The organism is Rahnella sp. AA, assembly GCF_002834385.1.
Taxonomy (GTDB): Bacteria; Pseudomonadota; Gammaproteobacteria; order Enterobacterales; family Enterobacteriaceae; genus Rahnella.
Genome location: NZ_PITQ01000001.1, coordinates 77828 through 93734 on the forward strand (window position 1 = coordinate 77828; position 15907 = coordinate 93734).

The 15907-nt window shown below is 53.4% G+C and carries 12 protein-coding genes; 7 read left to right on the forward strand and 5 right to left on the reverse strand.

Annotated elements, in window-relative coordinates; translation table 11 throughout:
- Positions 1 to 24: 24 nt before the first annotated feature.
- The gene (locus CWS43_RS00355; RefSeq protein ID WP_101074898.1) at positions 25 to 648 is read left to right on the forward strand and encodes a glutathione S-transferase family protein; all 624 of its coding nucleotides are present in this window, start codon (positions 25 to 27) and stop codon (positions 646 to 648) included.
- A gap of 80 nt (positions 649 to 728) precedes the next feature.
- Here the strand turns inward: CWS43_RS00355 and CWS43_RS00360 are convergent, their stop codons facing one another.
- Positions 729 to 1844: an SDR family oxidoreductase gene (locus CWS43_RS00360; RefSeq protein ID WP_101074899.1), complete on the reverse strand. Its 1116-nt coding sequence runs from the start codon at positions 1842 to 1844 to the stop codon at positions 729 to 731.
- Between the two features lie 450 nt (positions 1845 to 2294).
- Here CWS43_RS00360 and CWS43_RS00365 point away from each other — a divergent pair, with 450 nt between their 5' ends.
- On the forward strand, positions 2295 to 3152 hold the full coding sequence (locus CWS43_RS00365) for a PA4780 family RIO1-like protein kinase (RefSeq protein ID WP_101074900.1): 858 nt from the start codon (positions 2295 to 2297) through the stop codon (positions 3150 to 3152).
- Between the two features lie 5 nt (positions 3153 to 3157).
- On the opposite strand, the gene CWS43_RS00370 is transcribed toward CWS43_RS00365, so the two are convergent.
- The 3 genes from CWS43_RS00370 to CWS43_RS00380 form a co-directional block, all read right to left on the reverse strand.
- Complete coding sequence (locus CWS43_RS00370; RefSeq protein ID WP_101074901.1) at positions 3158 to 3898, reverse strand: molybdate ABC transporter substrate-binding protein; 741 nt, start codon at positions 3896 to 3898, stop codon at positions 3158 to 3160.
- Between the two features lie 49 nt (positions 3899 to 3947).
- Complete coding sequence (locus CWS43_RS00375; protein WP_101074902.1) at positions 3948 to 5036, reverse strand: ABC transporter substrate-binding protein; 1089 nt, start codon at positions 5034 to 5036, stop codon at positions 3948 to 3950.
- Positions 5037 to 5147: 111 nt separating this feature from the next.
- Complete coding sequence (locus tag CWS43_RS00380; protein WP_101074903.1) at positions 5148 to 5780, reverse strand: LysE family translocator; 633 nt, start codon at positions 5778 to 5780, stop codon at positions 5148 to 5150.
- Positions 5781 to 5932: 152 nt separating this feature from the next.
- Between CWS43_RS00380 and CWS43_RS00385 the strand changes: the two genes are divergently transcribed.
- Positions 5933 to 6739, forward strand: coding sequence for an inositol monophosphatase family protein (locus CWS43_RS00385; RefSeq protein WP_232776592.1), 807 nt, complete (start codon positions 5933 to 5935; stop codon positions 6737 to 6739).
- Between the two features lie 226 nt (positions 6740 to 6965).
- On the forward strand, positions 6966 to 8528 hold the full coding sequence (locus CWS43_RS00390) for a methyl-accepting chemotaxis protein (RefSeq protein WP_101074905.1): 1563 nt from the start codon (positions 6966 to 6968) through the stop codon (positions 8526 to 8528).
- 10 nt (positions 8529 to 8538) lie between these two features.
- On the opposite strand, the gene CWS43_RS00395 is transcribed toward CWS43_RS00390, so the two are convergent.
- Complete coding sequence (locus CWS43_RS00395) at positions 8539 to 10632, reverse strand: bifunctional diguanylate cyclase/phosphodiesterase (protein ID WP_101074906.1); 2094 nt, start codon at positions 10630 to 10632, stop codon at positions 8539 to 8541.
- 268 nt (positions 10633 to 10900) lie between these two features.
- On the opposite strand from CWS43_RS00395, the gene CWS43_RS00400 reads away from it, so the two are divergent.
- From CWS43_RS00400 to CWS43_RS00410, 3 genes are all read left to right on the forward strand, one after another.
- Entirely contained in the window at positions 10901 to 11569 is a 669-nt protein-coding gene (locus tag CWS43_RS00400; protein WP_101074907.1) for a glutathione S-transferase family protein, read from the forward strand.
- Positions 11570 to 12112: 543 nt separating this feature from the next.
- Positions 12113 to 13480: an NCS2 family permease gene (locus tag CWS43_RS00405; RefSeq protein ID WP_101074908.1), complete on the forward strand. Its 1368-nt coding sequence runs from the start codon at positions 12113 to 12115 to the stop codon at positions 13478 to 13480.
- A 751-nt stretch (positions 13481 to 14231) separates the two neighbouring features.
- Positions 14232 to 15881: a Na+/H+ antiporter gene (locus tag CWS43_RS00410; protein WP_101074909.1), complete on the forward strand. Its 1650-nt coding sequence runs from the start codon at positions 14232 to 14234 to the stop codon at positions 15879 to 15881.
- Positions 15882 to 15907: the final 26 nt, after the last annotated feature.

A 15907-nucleotide genomic window follows, 5' to 3' on the forward strand; every position in this document is an offset into this window, starting at 1 on the left:
TCGTTTCCACATTGAGGGGAAGTCATGCTGAAGATTCTGGGTAAATCACCGTCGATCAATGTGCGTAAAGTCTTGTGGACCTGCTTTGAGCTGGGGCTGGATTTTGAGCAGGAGCAGTTTGGTGCGGGATTTCAGCCCACGCAGACGCCGGAGTTTAAGGCGCTGAACCCGAATGCAATGGTGCCGGTGGTGCTCGACGGTGAGTTTGTGTTGTGGGAATCCAACGTGATTTGCCGTTATCTGGCCGCGCGGGAGGGGCGTGAGGATTTGCTTTCTTCTGACCCTAAGCGTCGTGCGCTGACGGAGCAGTGGATGGACTGGCAGGCGGGCGAGCTGAATAATTCATGGCGTTATGCGTTTCCGGCGCTGGCGCGCAACAGCCCGCAGCATCAGGATCCGGCACTGATCGACGCGGGTGTCAGCGAATGGAACCGCCACATGCAAATGCTGGAAGAACAATTGCAGCGCAGCGGTGAGTACGTACTGGGCGATAATTTTACGCTGGCAGATATTCCGCTCGGGCTGGCGGTAAACCGCTGGTCGATGACGCCGATGCCACGTCCGGCGTTGCCGGCGGTGACAGCCTATTATGACCGGCTGAATCAGCGTGAGGGATATCGTTTATATGGCAGAAACGGCATGGTCTGAATAATAAAATACGGCGCGACAATGTCCTGTGTCGCGTCGTTGTATTCTAAACCTTTTCTGTTTTAAGCAGACGCATCGGTTTATTTAAAATCAACCCTCATCAGTTCAGATATTGTCTGGCCGCGGGTCGAAGAAACACATTTATCAATATAACTTTTGAAGGCGGCGGGTTTAGGAATACCCATATTCAGCAAGCGCGAGTTATCAAACTTCACATTTAATTGCGCAAAGCCGCCGTAAAGTTTAATCGCACGCAAAATTATCTTGTCATTACATGGTCCGAGCACGTCTTTAAACTGTTTACGGATACCGGTAAATTCCTGATAACTGATCTGCTGATATTCACTGATAATACGCGATGTATTATTGGCTTTTGCCACAGACGTATCTATTTCATGGAATGGTGTACACATTTCTTCACCGGAAGAAATATGATAGAAACTGTGGTTCAGTTCAGCCGCAAGGCACAATTTCACCAGCACCATGGCGCAATAATCAACCGGAATAACATCTACCTGATCGTCGAGCGTACAGGTAAATTTCTTCAGTTTAATCGCCATCATGAAGACCCAGAAAATGCTGCTCGACGGCTGACAACCATACTGCGTGTGACCCACAATGATTGACGGACGGGCGACCACAAACGGCAGGTTCGGGCATTCGGAGCGCACCAGATTTTCGATGGCGCGCTTTGAAGCCGTGTATTGCACCAGGTCTTCGTTCTGTTCGTTATCCGGCATGCCTTCATAGAAGACGCTGTCTTTGTCCGGCATGGAGGCCATGGCGGTGCCAACGTGGACAAACCGCTGTAAACTTTCCACCTGTGCCATACGTTTGGCGAAGACCAGCGAACCTTCAACGTTCACCCGCCACATCGCCGGGTTATTACCAAAGGAAGCAATCGCTGCACAGTTAATAACATGCGTAACATTATCTAAGCGTGGATCATGAATAAAACTTTCCGGCTCAGATAAATCACCGGTTAATATTGACAGCTCGCTAAGAGAATCAAGTTGTTTATCGCTCAGTTCAAACTTTTTTAAATTGTCGACAATTCTGGCGAGTCCCGTCGCATTATCGTCAGCCCTGACTAAAAGTAATAATTGGTTTTTGGAACTTAATTGCTGACGAAGAATATATTCAACGACAGCTCCGCCCACGAAACCTGTAGCGCCGGTAATTAAAATGGTATTCATAACGATGGCCTGCAACGGGAAATTAACCGCACAGTATCACCCCTATTCTAAACGGAACGTATACCAGATTTTGCCGCAAGTAAACGCAACCTCAACAGCACGAAAAGCTTAAAATAGTGGAAAAGTTCCGTTGTCATGAAAATTAAATAATCGGGCATCATTACTTACAATGGGAAATAATTATCAGGCGTGAACAAAATAATTAAGTCAAATTAATGCGAGGGAGGTTAATGCGATACCGGCAGGTGCCGGACAACTTTTTCATCGCAGAATGGCAAGAACCTGCGAGCAGAAAGTATCCACTCCTCTGCCACTACGTTAAACTGTAGCCTGAGGATAGTTGAGAGATAAGGATTAAGAAAGGATGACGCGAACGACGTGTCTGGTGTGTAATGCAGGGAATATTGCGCAGGTCATTCCCTCATGCGCTGAAATAAGGTACAAGGCTGCATGAAAATCCCAAATAGAATCCAACCTCTGGTGGATGACGGCCTGATAGACGATGTGGTCCGTCGACTGAAAAGTGGCAAAGAGGCCGACGTTTACACCGTTTTATGCGGTGAAGAGATTCGTTGCGCCAAAGTTTATAAAGAAGCGACGCAACGTAGCTTCAAGCAGGCCGTGCAATATCAGGAAGGCCGCAAAGTCCGTAACACCCGCAACGCGCGTGCGATGCAAAAAGGGTCAAAGTTCGGGCGCAAGCAGCAGGAAGAGTCCTGGCAAACGGCAGAAGTCGATGCGTTGTTCCGTCTGGCGAACGCCGGGGTACGCGTGCCGCAGCCGTACATTTGTCTGGATGGCGTGCTGCTGATGGAGCTGATCACTGACGCTGACGGCGTGGTGGCGCTGCGTCTGAGCGATGTCATTCTGACTGAAGAAGAAGCCGTCGCGGATTTTGACACGATGATCCGCAATATCGTGCGCATGCTCTGCGCCGGTATCGTGCATGGCGATCTGTCAGAATTTAATGTGCTGATGGATGCCGACGGGCCGGTGATTATCGACCTGCCGCAGGCGGTGGACGCCGCTGCGAACAACCATGCCGAATCGATGTTTGAGCGCGATGTGAATAACATGACCGAATATTATGGTCAGTTCGCGCCGCAGTTGCTGGAAACGCGTTACGCGAAAGAAATCTGGGCGTTGTACGAAGACGGCAAACTGACCCCGGAAACGCCGCTGACCGGCCTGTTCGCCGAAGATACGCATAAAGCGGACGTGGATTCCCTGCTTGATGAAATCATCGCCGCTGAAGATGAATACTATGATCGCCAGCGGGCGCTCAAAGAGCGTGACCTGGACCACTAACCTTTCTATTCCTGCATCACCGAATGTTTCCCGCAGAAACCGGCATTCTGCAAAATTTGCTGGCCGGTTTCTGAAAGAATAAATTCTGCCAGCGGTTTGCTTTTCTCCGTGCAGGTTGCCAGTGCATAGCTGGCCCGCACGTTGTAATCCGCCGGAATATTGAAAACCTCCAGCGCATCATTTTCCCGCAGCAGGGCGGCGTAACTGGTATAACCGATGAATACGTCGGCCTGACCGCTACATATCAGCCATTCAGCCGCCAGCTTTCCTTCCGGCACTTTCACCGATTTTTCGCCTCCGACCAGCCGCAACGCCTTATTGCGTAATGCTTCTCCGGCACCCGGATGACGTCGTTCAATCAGCTCAAACATCTGCCAGGCATAATCCCCGGAAGGATCGCTTTGCGGTGTTGATGTTGCCAGCCGGAAGCGGGGATCAAGCAATACGTTCAGCCAGCTGAGTTTATCCAGTTCCGGCCCTTTGCGCGCCGTGACGCACAGGCTGTTCCCGCAGAAGGCTTCAACCTCAAGCGCCTTGCCGTGCTGTTGCAGCGCCAGCGGATGCGCGGTGTTGGCCGAGGCGAACAAATCGACTTTTTCGCCCTGTTCGATACGTTCCCGCAGCAGCCCGGCGGGGCCGAATTCGGTCACCACCTTGCTGCCGGTGTGTTCCTGAAAAGCTTCGCATAGCGGTGCCCACGCGCGTCGCAGGCTGCCCGCAGCCAGCACTTTGATCGAGTTTGTCATCAGAGCTCCTTGTCACATTACCCCAAAAAAGTACGGCACCGGGATGAGGTTATTTCCCCGCGTGCGTCGCTTCTGCGGCAGGTTTGAAAGCTGTCCGGTAGAAGCGCTGATAATAAGCGTCAGCCTGTTTTTGCATATCGATGTCGGCGAATTTTTGCGGATACAGTTTTTTCGCCATCCACAATTCACCAATCGCCAGCGCTTCAGGCATCGGGTAGCCCCAGGCTTTGGCGTATTCCGGCATTAAATACACACGATGATTTTTGACCGCGTCAATGCTCTGCCACTTCGGATCGTTGCTGATCTGCCCGACCACTTCCGGATACCGGTCCTGAACAAAGATCACCTGTGGATTCCAGGCGATCACCTGCTCCAGAGCGACCTGTTTGTAGCCTTTCACCGTCGCCGCGGCCACGTTCATGGCACCGGCATGGGCCATCATCAGCCCGGTATACTTGCCAGAACCGTAAGTGGTCAGGTCGGGATTGGCCATATACGTGCGGATCCGCTGGTCAGCCGGGATGCTTTTCAACCGTTCACCGGTTAACTGGCGCTGAGCAAAAGTATAGTCGATCAATGACTGCGCCTGTTTCTGGCGGTTGACCACTTCCCCGATCAGCTGGATCCCTTTCTTCAAACCTTCGGTATACGCCCGATCTTCATCCGGCAGCACCGGATTCATCTTATGTTCCTCACCTTTCGGATCATCACGCAAAGAAACGGCGACGACCGCAATGCCGGTCCGGCTGATCTGGTCGATCATTTCCTGCGGCGCATAGTTGGTGACGAACACCACCTGCGGATGCAGCGCCACGACGCTTTCCAGATTCACGCTGGTTAAATCGCCCACCACCGGCGTTTTTTCCAGAGACGGCGCGAGACGCACATAACCGTTGCCCAGTTGCTGCTGCCAGTTGTTGAGCACGCCGACGATATCTTGGGTCGCATCAAGCTGCACCAGAAGATTAAGCGTCTGGTGTTGCAGCACGACCACGCGATCAACCTGATCGGGGATCGTCACCTGACGCCCGAGCTGGTCGGTGATCTGGCGTGAGGCCAGAGCGGATTGTGACGAGAAGCTCAGTGCAAGGCCGAGCAGTAAAGCGGATGGCAGTAATTTGGATGAAAATGCGCGCACGAAGTAATTCCTCTGTTTTCGTTGTGCAGAGGATTATATAGCGTTAGTGACGGACTGAATATGACCACAAACAAAGCCGCTTTCAGAAACGGCTTTATCTGTTTTAAGGCGCTATTTACGACCGTCGAGCAGCATACGCACCGCCAGCCCGCCCAGTACGGCGCCCATAAACCAGCGCTGAAGTACCATCCACAACGGGCGACCGGCCAGAAACAGGGCGATATATCCCGCCGACAGTGCGATAAGGGCATTGAAGGTAAAGCTGACGATGATTTGCGTGATGCCCAACACCAGAGATTGTGTGAGGACGTGGCCTTGCTCTGGAACGATAAACTGCGGCAATAAAGTCAGGTACAACACCGCGGCTTTCGGGTTCAGCAGGTTGGTCACCAGCCCCATGGTAAACAGCTTTCTGTTGCTGTCGCGCGGCAAATCTTTGACCTGAAACGGCGAGCGCCCGCCGGGTTTCACCGCCTGCCACGCCATATACAGCAAGTACGCTGCACCGCCGATCCGCAGTGCGTCATAAGCAAACGGCACCGCCATCAGCAGCGCGGTAATGCCGAGCGCGGCAAACAACATATAAAACAGAAAACCCAGCACCACGCCGCCAAGGGAAATCAATCCGGCTTTCGGGCCCTGACACAGCGAGCGCGAAATCAGGTAAATCATGTTCGGGCCGGGCGTTAACACCAGACCAACACAAATCAGTAAGAAGGGGATCCAATGGGCGGCGTCTGGCATGGTTTTCTCCGGCATCACGCTGAAAAGTTAAGCACACAGATATAGAAGGTTTTACGCTGTTTTGGCAAGCGGCAGGTTGTCATTTTTTATTCATCAATTCCGGTGCATTCTATGACCGCGTATTTTTTCTTCAGACTGAAAAATCAGGATTTATGATGACTCACACTACGATGTCCGCAAAGCTGGCGTTAGCCAGTCAGATTGCGGCTCAGGCGGCAGAACTGGCGCTGGGTTTTTTCAACCGCCGGGACAGTATCGAAGTCAGCAGTAAACGGACGCAGGATTTTGTTTCGGAAGCCGATGTGGCGGTAGAGCAGTTTATCCGCGCGCAGCTGGCGCAGCATTTTCCGCAGGACGCGATTATCGGCGAAGAGCTGGGCGGTGTGCTGACCGACGCGGCCTGCTGGGTGATTGATCCCATCGACGGTACGTCGAATTTCCTGCGCGGTTCGCCGCTGTGGGGCGTTTCGCTCGGGCTGGTCGAACAGAAAAAACCGGTGATTGGCATTGTGGCATTACCGGTTTTAAACGACCTGTTTGCCGCAGAATCCGGAAAAGGGATTTTCCTGAACGGCAAACCTTTCCGTCGTGACGACCGTTTTGGTGATGTTCAGGTTGTGTCGCTGGGTGACAGTTCGGACGACAAGCTGGATGAAGCCTCGGCGTTTTATCAGGGGCTGCGCGCGGCGGAATGGTCGGTGCATTGTTACCGCTGCACCACCGTCGGCATGGTATTTGCCGCCAAAGGGATTATCGACGGGCATCTGCAACGCCGCACCACGCTGTGGGATATCGCCGGTGGCGCGGTGTTATGTCAGGAAGCCGGGCTGGAAACTGTAGTGAAATTCACCCAACTGGCGGACGGCGCCGATAATTATCGTCACATGTCCGTCGCGACAGGCACTTCCAATTTGCTGTCTGCTGTCACGCCGCTGTGGCCGGGTTTCGAACCGAAATAAGCTTCGCGAATGCTCTCTCTTGGCGGAGAGGGTAAACCTCTGAAATGTGTGGCAGATCATGTTTTTAGCCGCTCGGGGCAACATGAAAAATTCGTCCGGTAACCCTGAAATTACATTTCGAAAGTCAGCGGTTAACAAAATGAAATATAGTTTCATTTTGCCATAAAGTTCCCTCCTTTTTTGCCGTTATCTGAGTTTCCTGTCACTGACTTTCCGATGTGTCCAGATGAAAAAAATGACTAATCTCTCTGTCCTTACCCGTTTATTGGGGGCGTTCGCCCTGGTCCTGGCACTGATGCTGACGCTTGCGGCAATGTCGGCCTGGCTGCTTAGCGGCAGCAATCAGCAGATTGAAAACTACCGCGCCTACCGTCTGCCGGGTGTTCAGTACCCGCTGGTCATGCGCGGGACGCTGGCGGAATTACGCCTGCAACAGGTGCAATATATTGCTTCCCCTCAGGGAGCATCGCGTGACGGCCACCGGGGGGAAATCCTTCAGGCGGTCGCCACTTTTAAAGCTGCCGAAAATGCCTATCAGAAACTGAACAGCAGCGGCAGCCAGTCGGATTTGTTTAAGCAAATCGTCAATAGTTTCGAACAGTTTTCGCTGGCAAACGATCAGGTTATCGCTGCCGTTGAGCGCAATGATCTCGATCAGGCAACGAAAATCAGCGGCGATAACTCGCGTAAGTACCGCACACAGCTGATGGCCGATCTGGCGACACTGGTTAACGATGAACTCGCCAACAGTGAAAAAGCTGCCGCACAGGCTCGCAGCAGTTACCACAACGCCAGCGTGATGTTTTTAGTGCTGGTGAGCGTGGCCTTCATTATTTCCCTGGCAATGGCGCTGCTGCTGGCGCGTAATCTGATTAAGCAACTGGGCGGTGAGCCGGCTTACGCGGCGTCTATCATGAAGGAGATCGCCACCGGCAATCTGGCCGCAAACATTGTGCTGAAACCGGGCGATGAAGGAAGCTTGCTGGCTTCACTGAGCGGCATGAACCAGCAGCTCAATAAAACCATTAACCAGATTATGGAAGGCAGTGAATCTATCAGCCATGCTGCCAGTGAGATTGAGCAGGGTAACGTTGACTTATCGCAGCGCACGGAAGAGCAGGCTGCATCGCTGGTGCAGACCAGTTCCAACATGCAGAACCTGACAACGACGGTCAGCCAGAACGCAGATAATGCGCGGCAGGCCAGCCAGCTTGCTCACGAAACGTCGGAAACGGCGTCTCAGGGCGGGGCGATTGTCAGCGGCATGCAGGCACATATGCGGGATGTTTCCGGCAGTTCGAACGAAATCATCAATATTATCAGCGTGATTGAAGGCATTGCCTTCCAGACTAACCTGCTGGCGCTGAATGCGGCCGTAGAGGCCGCCCGTGCGGGGACGCAAGGGAAAGGGTTTGCCGTGGTCGCGAGTGAAGTTCGCGTGCTGGCGCAAAAAAGCGGGCAGGCGGCGAAAGAAATTAAAGATCTGATCCAGGGAACCGTCAGCAAAATCGCCGAAGGCTCTCAGCAGGCCGATCGCGCCAGTAAAGCCATGAGCGAAATTGTCAGCTCGGTCAATAAAGTCGCAGAGATTGTCAGCGAAATTTCGACGGCGAGCTCAGAGCAGCACACCGGTATTCATGAAGTGGGCATTGCGGTCGATCAGATGGATCAGGTTACTCAGCAGAACGCCGCGCTGGTTGAGCAGGCGGCGGCCGCCGCGCAGTCGCTGACGGAGCAGAGCGTTGAACTGCGCAATGCCGTGCGATTTTTCCGTACGGCATCGGTCTGAGCGGGTAACGTCAGGCTTTGTGCGTGAGGGTCAGTTGCGCTTCCCAGTCTGAATCGGGGTGCTGAGCAATTTGCTGTGGCGTCATCGGACGCCCCAGCAAATAGCCTTGTAAGGTATCGCAGCCCAGTTGAGTCAGGAAATCCTGTTGCTGGATGGTTTCCACACCTTCGGCCACCACTTTCAGATTCAGCGTCTGACCCAGCGCAATGATTGCCGAAACAATGCTGGCATCTTCACTGCCGGCAATCAGGTCATTAATGAATGCCCCATCGATTTTCAGCTCGCTGGCGGGCAGGCGTTTCAGATACAGCAGGCTGGAGTAGCCGGTGCCGAAATCATCAATCGAGGCCTTCACGCCGTAATTTGTCAGGCGCTCAAGGATTTCCACGCTCACATCCGGATTGCGCATGGCCGTCGTTTCTGTCACTTCCAGCGTCAGCATTTCAGGCGGGATTTGGTGGCGTTCAACGGTATCTATCACCATTTCGACCAGATTTGCCTGCTCAAATTGCAATGTGGACAAATTCACGGCGACGGTCCAGCGTGTATGCCCGGCCAGATGCCATTCGCGCAACTGGCGGCAGGCCTCGTTGAGCACCCATTCGCCGATCGGGATAATCAGGCCCGTTTTCTCCGCCAGTGGCAGGAAAACGTCAGGGCTGAGGGTTTTGCCGTCACGCTCCCAACGCAGCAGCGCTTCAAATCCGCTGACCGGCCCGTAAGGCGCAATAAATTTCGGCTGATAGTGCAAACGCAGTTCATGGTGTTCAATGGCCAGACGCAGATCGTTGAGCATCTGTAGCTGGTTTTGCGCGTTGGCGTTCATGGAAGGCTGGAAGAAGCTGTGCCCGTTACGGCCTGAGTTTTTGGTGTGATACATTGCCGCATCGGCATTAAGCATCAGCTCACGCTCGTTCTCGCCATCGCCCGGATACACCGCAATACCGACGCTGGCCGAAACCAGCAGTTCGTAGCGGGAAACGTAAAACGGACGGGCAATAAGATGCACCAGTTTATCCGCAAGCTGAGAGGCATCGGTCGGATCGGTGATTTCCACCAGCAGGATAAATTCATCGCCACCCAGACGTGCCAGCGTATCGGTTGCCCGCAGCTGTGATTTCAAACGCTCCGTCACCGAGATTAACAGCTGATCGCCGATGTGATGGCCGAAGGCATCGTTAACGGCTTTAAACCCGTCGAGATCGAGAAATAACACCGCAAACTGAGATTCACCCCGCGTGGCTTTCTGAAAAGCCTGGCTCAGACGGTCTTCGAGCAGCAGGCGGTTTGGCAGACGGGTGAGATTGTCATGGAGCGCCAGTTGTGTCAGTTCACGATTTGCCTGTGCCAGCGAAGACGCCAGAATAGACGTCCGCGCCTGCATACGGCCATCAAGGATGGAGATGATCAGCGTGATGGCCAGAATGGCCAGTGTCACCACAATGACCAGCAGCGCCAGCCAGTTATTATCCACACCGCTGAACGCCGCCATGCTGTGGCTGTCTGTCGGGAATTCGGCGGCGGCCATACCGATGTAGTGCATACCGACAATTGCAGTTCCCATCACCACGGCTGCGCTGATCCGCAACAGGCGCACATTCGGCGACTGCTGGCGCAGATGGAACGCCATCCACAGTGCCGCACCGGAGGCCACAATGGCGACCACAACCGATAACGCCACCCAGCGGTAGTCATAGACCACCGGCGGCATCATCAGCATCGCTGACATCCCGGTGTAATGCATCGCGGCGATCCCTCCGCCCATCAGCAATGCACCCGCGAGCAAACGCCGTACCGGGAGTTGTGGCTGGCACACCAGCCACAGCGCAAACGCCGAAGAAATGATGGCGATCCCCATCGAAAGCAGGGTGATAAAGGGATCGTAACCCATTGGCATTGAAGTGTTCAGCGCCAGCATGCCGATGAAATGCATCGACCAGATGCCGATGCCCATTGCAATGGCACCCCCAATTAACCAGAGCCGGGAGGCCTTTCCCTCTGTGGTGGCAACCCGGCCAGCCATATCAAGCGCGGTATAAGAGGCAAGCATTGCAACAATGAACGAAAACATTACAAGCACATTGTTGTAATTACTGGAAAACATGTAGGGCTCCACAAACACTGAGTCGAAAAGCGACAGGCTGATTTTTTATCCGGCGATAATGGCATTAAGATTTATTAAAGGCGAATGAAGTTACGATAAATTTTTTCGTGTAATTAAGATTAATCCGTAAGTGGTTTTAATCAAATAAAAAGATTTCAGGGGAATTAAACCGGATAAAAATAAGGGTTTTAAAGTGAATGTGATACGGGGTTCGAAAGCGTTGTCTATAGTTAACAAATAATTAAATGAGACAGGGCAGAAGAAATTTATGATTACAGTACATCATTTGGATAATTCACGTTCACAGCGAATCTTATGGATGCTTGAAGAACTGGGTGTTCCCTACGAAATTCAACATTATCAGCGGGATGCGAAATCTATGCTGGCGCCGGCAGCGTTGAAGAAAGTACACCCTCTGGGTAAGTCACCGGTACTGGAAGATAACGGCATGATCCTGGCGGAATCCGGCGCCATTATTGAGTATTTACAGGAAATTTATGATGAAGAGGGCAAGCTGAAACCGACCGCTTTTGCTGAGCGGCAGCAGTATCGTTACTGGATGCACTATGCGGAAGGTTCGCTGATGCCTTTGCTGGTGATGAAGTTGATTTTCAGCCGTCTGGGCAAACCCCCGATGCCGTGGCTTATCCGCCCGCTGGCGGGCGCGATCGGGCAGGGGGTGCAGAAAAACTATCTTGATAAGCAGATCTACACCCATATGGATTACCTGGAAAAACATCTCACCACTCATCCTTATTTTGCGGGTTATCAGTTTAGTGCTGCGGATATTCAGATGAGTTTCCCGATAGAGGCGATCAATGCGCGTGCGGGACTCGGGAAATATCCCAGAATGAACGCATGGTTATCCAATGTTACTACACGCCCGGCATATCAGCAGGCGCTGGAAAGTGGCGGGCCATTGAATATCTTACGTTAGCAACCCTGAACAGTAAGGATATTCAGGTATCAGAATTCATTGATGTTTAGTGGCCGGAATTACAGGCACCTTTATATTTTATGGCGTTCATTTACAGGCTGTGTTTTATGCAAATAACGCCATTAAATAACCCTTAATAACTATCCTGTTATTGCTGCGTGACATTTTACTATTTTTTGTTTTCCTCACCCGGTTTTTAATTTATCGCAGCCATTGTCTCCCGCTGACTCTGCGGAGGCTTCGCGCGCAACCGCTTTCGCGCAGTAAATCGCCAACAGGATAAATTTACAGCACAACCGCGTTTTTATTGACCGGACAGCGGTAAATTGTCTGTATACGGAGTTGAAAAGGGGGGTTCAAAGGCCGGATAATCGTTTGCCTAATATTTTAGTCCCGCCATACGCGATGCGAGTTAAACGTTTGCCTTGTAGCCCTGACGCCCATTTCGGCGTTTTTTGCGCTACCGGTAAGGAAGTAAACGTGCAGAAACGATTTCATAATGACCACGCAGGCTAATCAGTAAAGACATTCAGAGGATTTTCCATGTCGAGTCAACAAACTCAAGCGGGCAGCGCCGTTGCGCCAAAGGGCCCGCTTGACGCTTTTTTCAAAATCAGTGCGCGTGGCAGCAACGTCCGTCAGGAAGTGATCGCCGGTTTAACCACGTTTCTGGCGATGGTGTATTCGGTTATCGTCGTGCCGGGCATGCTGGGCAAAGCGGGCTTCTCACCGAGCGCTGTGTTCGTGGCAACCTGCCTGGTGGCTGGTTTTGGTTCGCTGCTGATGGGGCTGTGGGCGAACCTGCCACTGGCCATCGGTTGCGCCATTTCTCTGACGGCATTTACCGCCTTTAGTCTGGTACTGGGCCAGCACATTAGCGTGCCGGTGGCGTTGGGCGCGGTGTTCCTGATGGGGGTGTTGTTTACGATTATCTCTGTCACCGGCATCCGTTCGTGGATTTTGCGTAATCTGCCCACTGGCGTTGCGCATGGCACCGGGATTGGTATCGGTCTGTTCCTGTTGCTGATCGCAGCGAACGGCGTGGGCCTGGTCGTGAAAAACCCGCTGGACGGTTTACCGGTCGCGTTGGGTGCATTTACCTCTTTCCCGGTGGTGATGACGCTGCTGGGCCTGGCGGTGATTTTTGGCCTTGAGAAACTGCGCGTACCGGGCGGAATACTGCTGGTGATTATCGCGATTTCTGTTATTGGGCTGATTTTCGACCCTTCCGTGAAATATCAGGGGCTGTTTGCAATGCCTTCTCTGGCGGGTGCAGACGGCAAATCGGTGATTTTCGATCTCGATATCATGGGCGCGCTGAAAGCCGCCGTGTTGCCAAGCGTTCTGGCGCTGGTAATGACGGCGGTCTTTGATGCCACCGGCACCATCCGCGCCGTTGCCGGGCAGGCAAATCTGCTCGATGAGAACGGTCAGATCATCAGCGGTGGCAAAGCCCTGACAGCCGATTCCGTCAGCAGCATTTTTGCGTCACTGGTCGGTGCATCACCGGCTGCGGTTTACATTGAATCCGCGGCGGGTACGGCTGCAGGCGGCAAAACCGGCCTGACGGCTACCGTTGTCGGTGTACTGTTCCTGCTGATGTTGTTCCTGTCCCCGCTCTCATATCTGGTTCCGGCCTACGCGACCGCGCCAGCGCTGATGTACGTCGGCCTGCTGATGCTCAGCAACGTAACCAAACTGGATTTCACCGACTTCGTCGATGCGATGTCCGGCCTGCTGTGTGCGGTATTTATCGTACTGACCTGTAACATCGTCACCGGCATTATGCTGGGCTTCAGCGCCCTGGTCATTGGTCGTATCTTCTCCGGCGAATGGCGCAAGCTTAACGTCGGTACGGTGATTATCGCGGTCGCATTGGTGGTGTTTTATGCAGGTGGATGGGCGATCTGAATGCCAGGCCGGGCATTCGGGACGGCATTTTGTCCGATTGCATCGGGGGGCTTTTAGCTCTGGCCGAGAGGCTCTGATCGAGACAGTTTCGGTTTCTCAATAACCGTGTCTGCTTAACTCGCAGCGCCGAAACCGAGCAGAGAGGAAAGTGCTTTTCCTCTCTGCACTCTCCTCGCTTTTTTACTGCGCGCTGTCGCTGGCTGGCTATGTTTCAGCGACTCTGGCTAGTGCCGCAAACGCCGCCGCTGCGCGGTGCTCTCGCCTCGGGTTCGAACCTGCTCGAAAAAAGACTCTCGCCGTTTCTCACTCCTCGCTCGACGTCGTTTTGAAAGCGGCCACTGGCTTCTCTAAATTCAAATGCAGACTGGTTTTATCTTTAAGAAGGGTAAGCTGGCGCGCTCAAAATCCAGCTGAACGGAGCGGCTTCGAGACCTATGGCTCGAAGACCGGGTGAAGGCAGCACGAAGTGCCTGGATTTGCGCCACACGCTGGAGTAACAGAACACGTCCATCGACCCAGCGATAGCGCGCAGTTAAAAAAACGCAGGATTCCAAAGGGTTTCGTTTAAAACCCTTTGGGCCAGTTTGGGCGGCGAGCCCAAGGTTTTGACCTTGTCATAAACGTCAGTGCGCCGTAACCGCACGCATCGATTTAAATTCCCCCCTCTTTTGATCTACTATTCCAAGGCCCGCTCCGGACTCACTCACCTGCGTCTGGCTGAAATTCATAAAAACAAGAGTCTAAGGAAAGCATGGAAATCTTCTTTACCATTCTGATTTTGATTCTGGTGGTGTCGCTCTCCGGTGTCGTCACCAGAATGTTGCCTTTTCAGGTTCCTCTTCCATTAATGCAGATTGCCGTCGGTGCGGTACTGGCTGTGCCGAGTTTTGGCCTGCATGTGGATTTCGATCCGGAACTGTTTCTCGTCCTCTTCATCCCGCCACTGTTGTTCGCCGATGGCTGGAAAACCCCGACCCGTGAATTCCTCCACCACGGGCGCGAAATCCTCGGGCTGGCGCTGGTGCTGGTGTTACTCACCGTCGTCGGTATCGGTTATCTGATTTATATGATGGTACCGAATATCCCGCTGGTCGCCGCCTTCGCGCTGGCAGCAGTATTGTCACCGACCGATGCCGTGGCATTAGGCGGAATTGTCGGCAAGGGGCGTATCCCTAAATCGATCATGGGCGTGCTGGAAGGTGAAGCGCTGATGAATGATGCATCCGGCCTGGTGTCGCTGAAATTTGCTATTGCCGTGGCGATGGGAACGATGGTGTTTACGGTCGGCGGTGCCACGGTGGAATTCCTCAAAGTGGCGATCGGCGGCCTGATGGCCGGTGTCGCGGTCACGTGGTTGTACAGTAAATCCCTGCGCGTAATGAGCCGCTGGAGCGGCGATGATCCGGCGACACAAATCGTCTTTCTGTTGCTGCTGCCGTTCGCATCTTATCTGATTGCAGAGCACATTGGCGTGTCAGGCATTCTGGCTGCGGTCGCCGCCGGGATGACCATCAGCCAGTCCGGCATCATCCGCAATGCACCGCTGGCGATGCGTTTGCGTGCGAACAGCGTCTGGGCGATGCTCGAGTTTGTGTTTAACGGCATGGTGTTCATCATGCTGGGGCTGCAATTGCCGGGTATTCTGGAAAATTCGATTGATCAGGCAACGCATGATCCGTCTATTGTTACCTGGCATCTGTTTGCGGATGTCGCCATCATTTACTTCGCCCTGCTGATCCTGCGTTTTGTCTGGCTGTGGGTGATGAAAAAACTCAGCAACGGCATTCTGAAAAAGAAACCTCTGCTGTTTGGCAGCTACAGCACGCGTGAGCTGTGGGTCGCGTCGTTCGCCGGGGTACGCGGGGCGATCACCCTCGCCGGTGTGCTGTCGATTCCGTTGTTCCTGGCCGATGGTGCCGCTTTCCCTTCACGCTACCAGCTGGTCTTCCTGGCAACTGGCGTCATTTTGTTCTCGCTGATTGCCGGTGTGATAGCCCTGCCGTTTCTGCTGAAAGGCGTGGTGGTTGCGGACAGCACCACCTATCGCGAAGAAGAGCGCATGGCGAAATCTATCGCAGCGCAAGTTGCGATAGAGAGCCTGCATAAGATGGAGGAACGTCTGGCGGCGGATACGGAAGAAAACATCGATGAGCAGACACTGAAAGAAATCAGTTCGCGGGTGATAGGCACACTGCGGCGGCGCACGGCCAACCGTGATGATATGGAGACCGCGCTGAAGCTGGAAAACCTGGAGCGACGCTTCCGCCTGACCGCGCTGCGTGCCGAGCGGGGGGAGTTGTATCATCTGCGCGCCACGCAGAAAATCAGCAATGAGACGCTGCAAAAGCTGCTGCACGATCTCGATTTGCTGGAGGCGCTGCTGGTCGAAAAAGAAGTCTGATTCTGGCCTGAAAGAAAAGGGATAAC

Bases quoted from the DNA above. Each gene is read 5' to 3' on its own strand.
- CWS43_RS00355 (WP_101074898.1), top strand. From the start codon at position 25: ATGCTGAAGATTCTGGGTAAATCACCGTCGATCAATGTGCGTAAAGTC.
- CWS43_RS00360 (WP_101074899.1), bottom strand. From the start codon at position 1,844: ATGAATACCATTTTAATTACCGGCGCTACAGGTTTCGTGGGCGGAGCT.
- CWS43_RS00365 (WP_101074900.1), top strand. From the start codon at position 2,295: ATGAAAATCCCAAATAGAATCCAACCTCTGGTGGATGACGGCCTGATA.
- CWS43_RS00370 (WP_101074901.1), bottom strand. From the start codon at position 3,898: ATGACAAACTCGATCAAAGTGCTGGCTGCGGGCAGCCTGCGACGCGCG.
- CWS43_RS00380 (WP_101074903.1), bottom strand. From the start codon at position 5,780: ATGCCAGACGCCGCCCATTGGATCCCCTTCTTACTGATTTGTGTTGGT.
- CWS43_RS00385 (WP_232776592.1), top strand. From the start codon at position 5,933: ATGATGACTCACACTACGATGTCCGCAAAGCTGGCGTTAGCCAGTCAG.
- CWS43_RS00390 (WP_101074905.1), top strand. From the start codon at position 6,966: ATGAAAAAAATGACTAATCTCTCTGTCCTTACCCGTTTATTGGGGGCG.
- CWS43_RS00395 (WP_101074906.1), bottom strand. From the start codon at position 10,632: ATGTTTTCCAGTAATTACAACAATGTGCTTGTAATGTTTTCGTTCATT.
- CWS43_RS00400 (WP_101074907.1), top strand. From the start codon at position 10,901: ATGATTACAGTACATCATTTGGATAATTCACGTTCACAGCGAATCTTA.
- CWS43_RS00405 (WP_101074908.1), top strand. From the start codon at position 12,113: ATGTCGAGTCAACAAACTCAAGCGGGCAGCGCCGTTGCGCCAAAGGGC.
- CWS43_RS00410 (WP_101074909.1), top strand. From the start codon at position 14,232: ATGGAAATCTTCTTTACCATTCTGATTTTGATTCTGGTGGTGTCGCTC.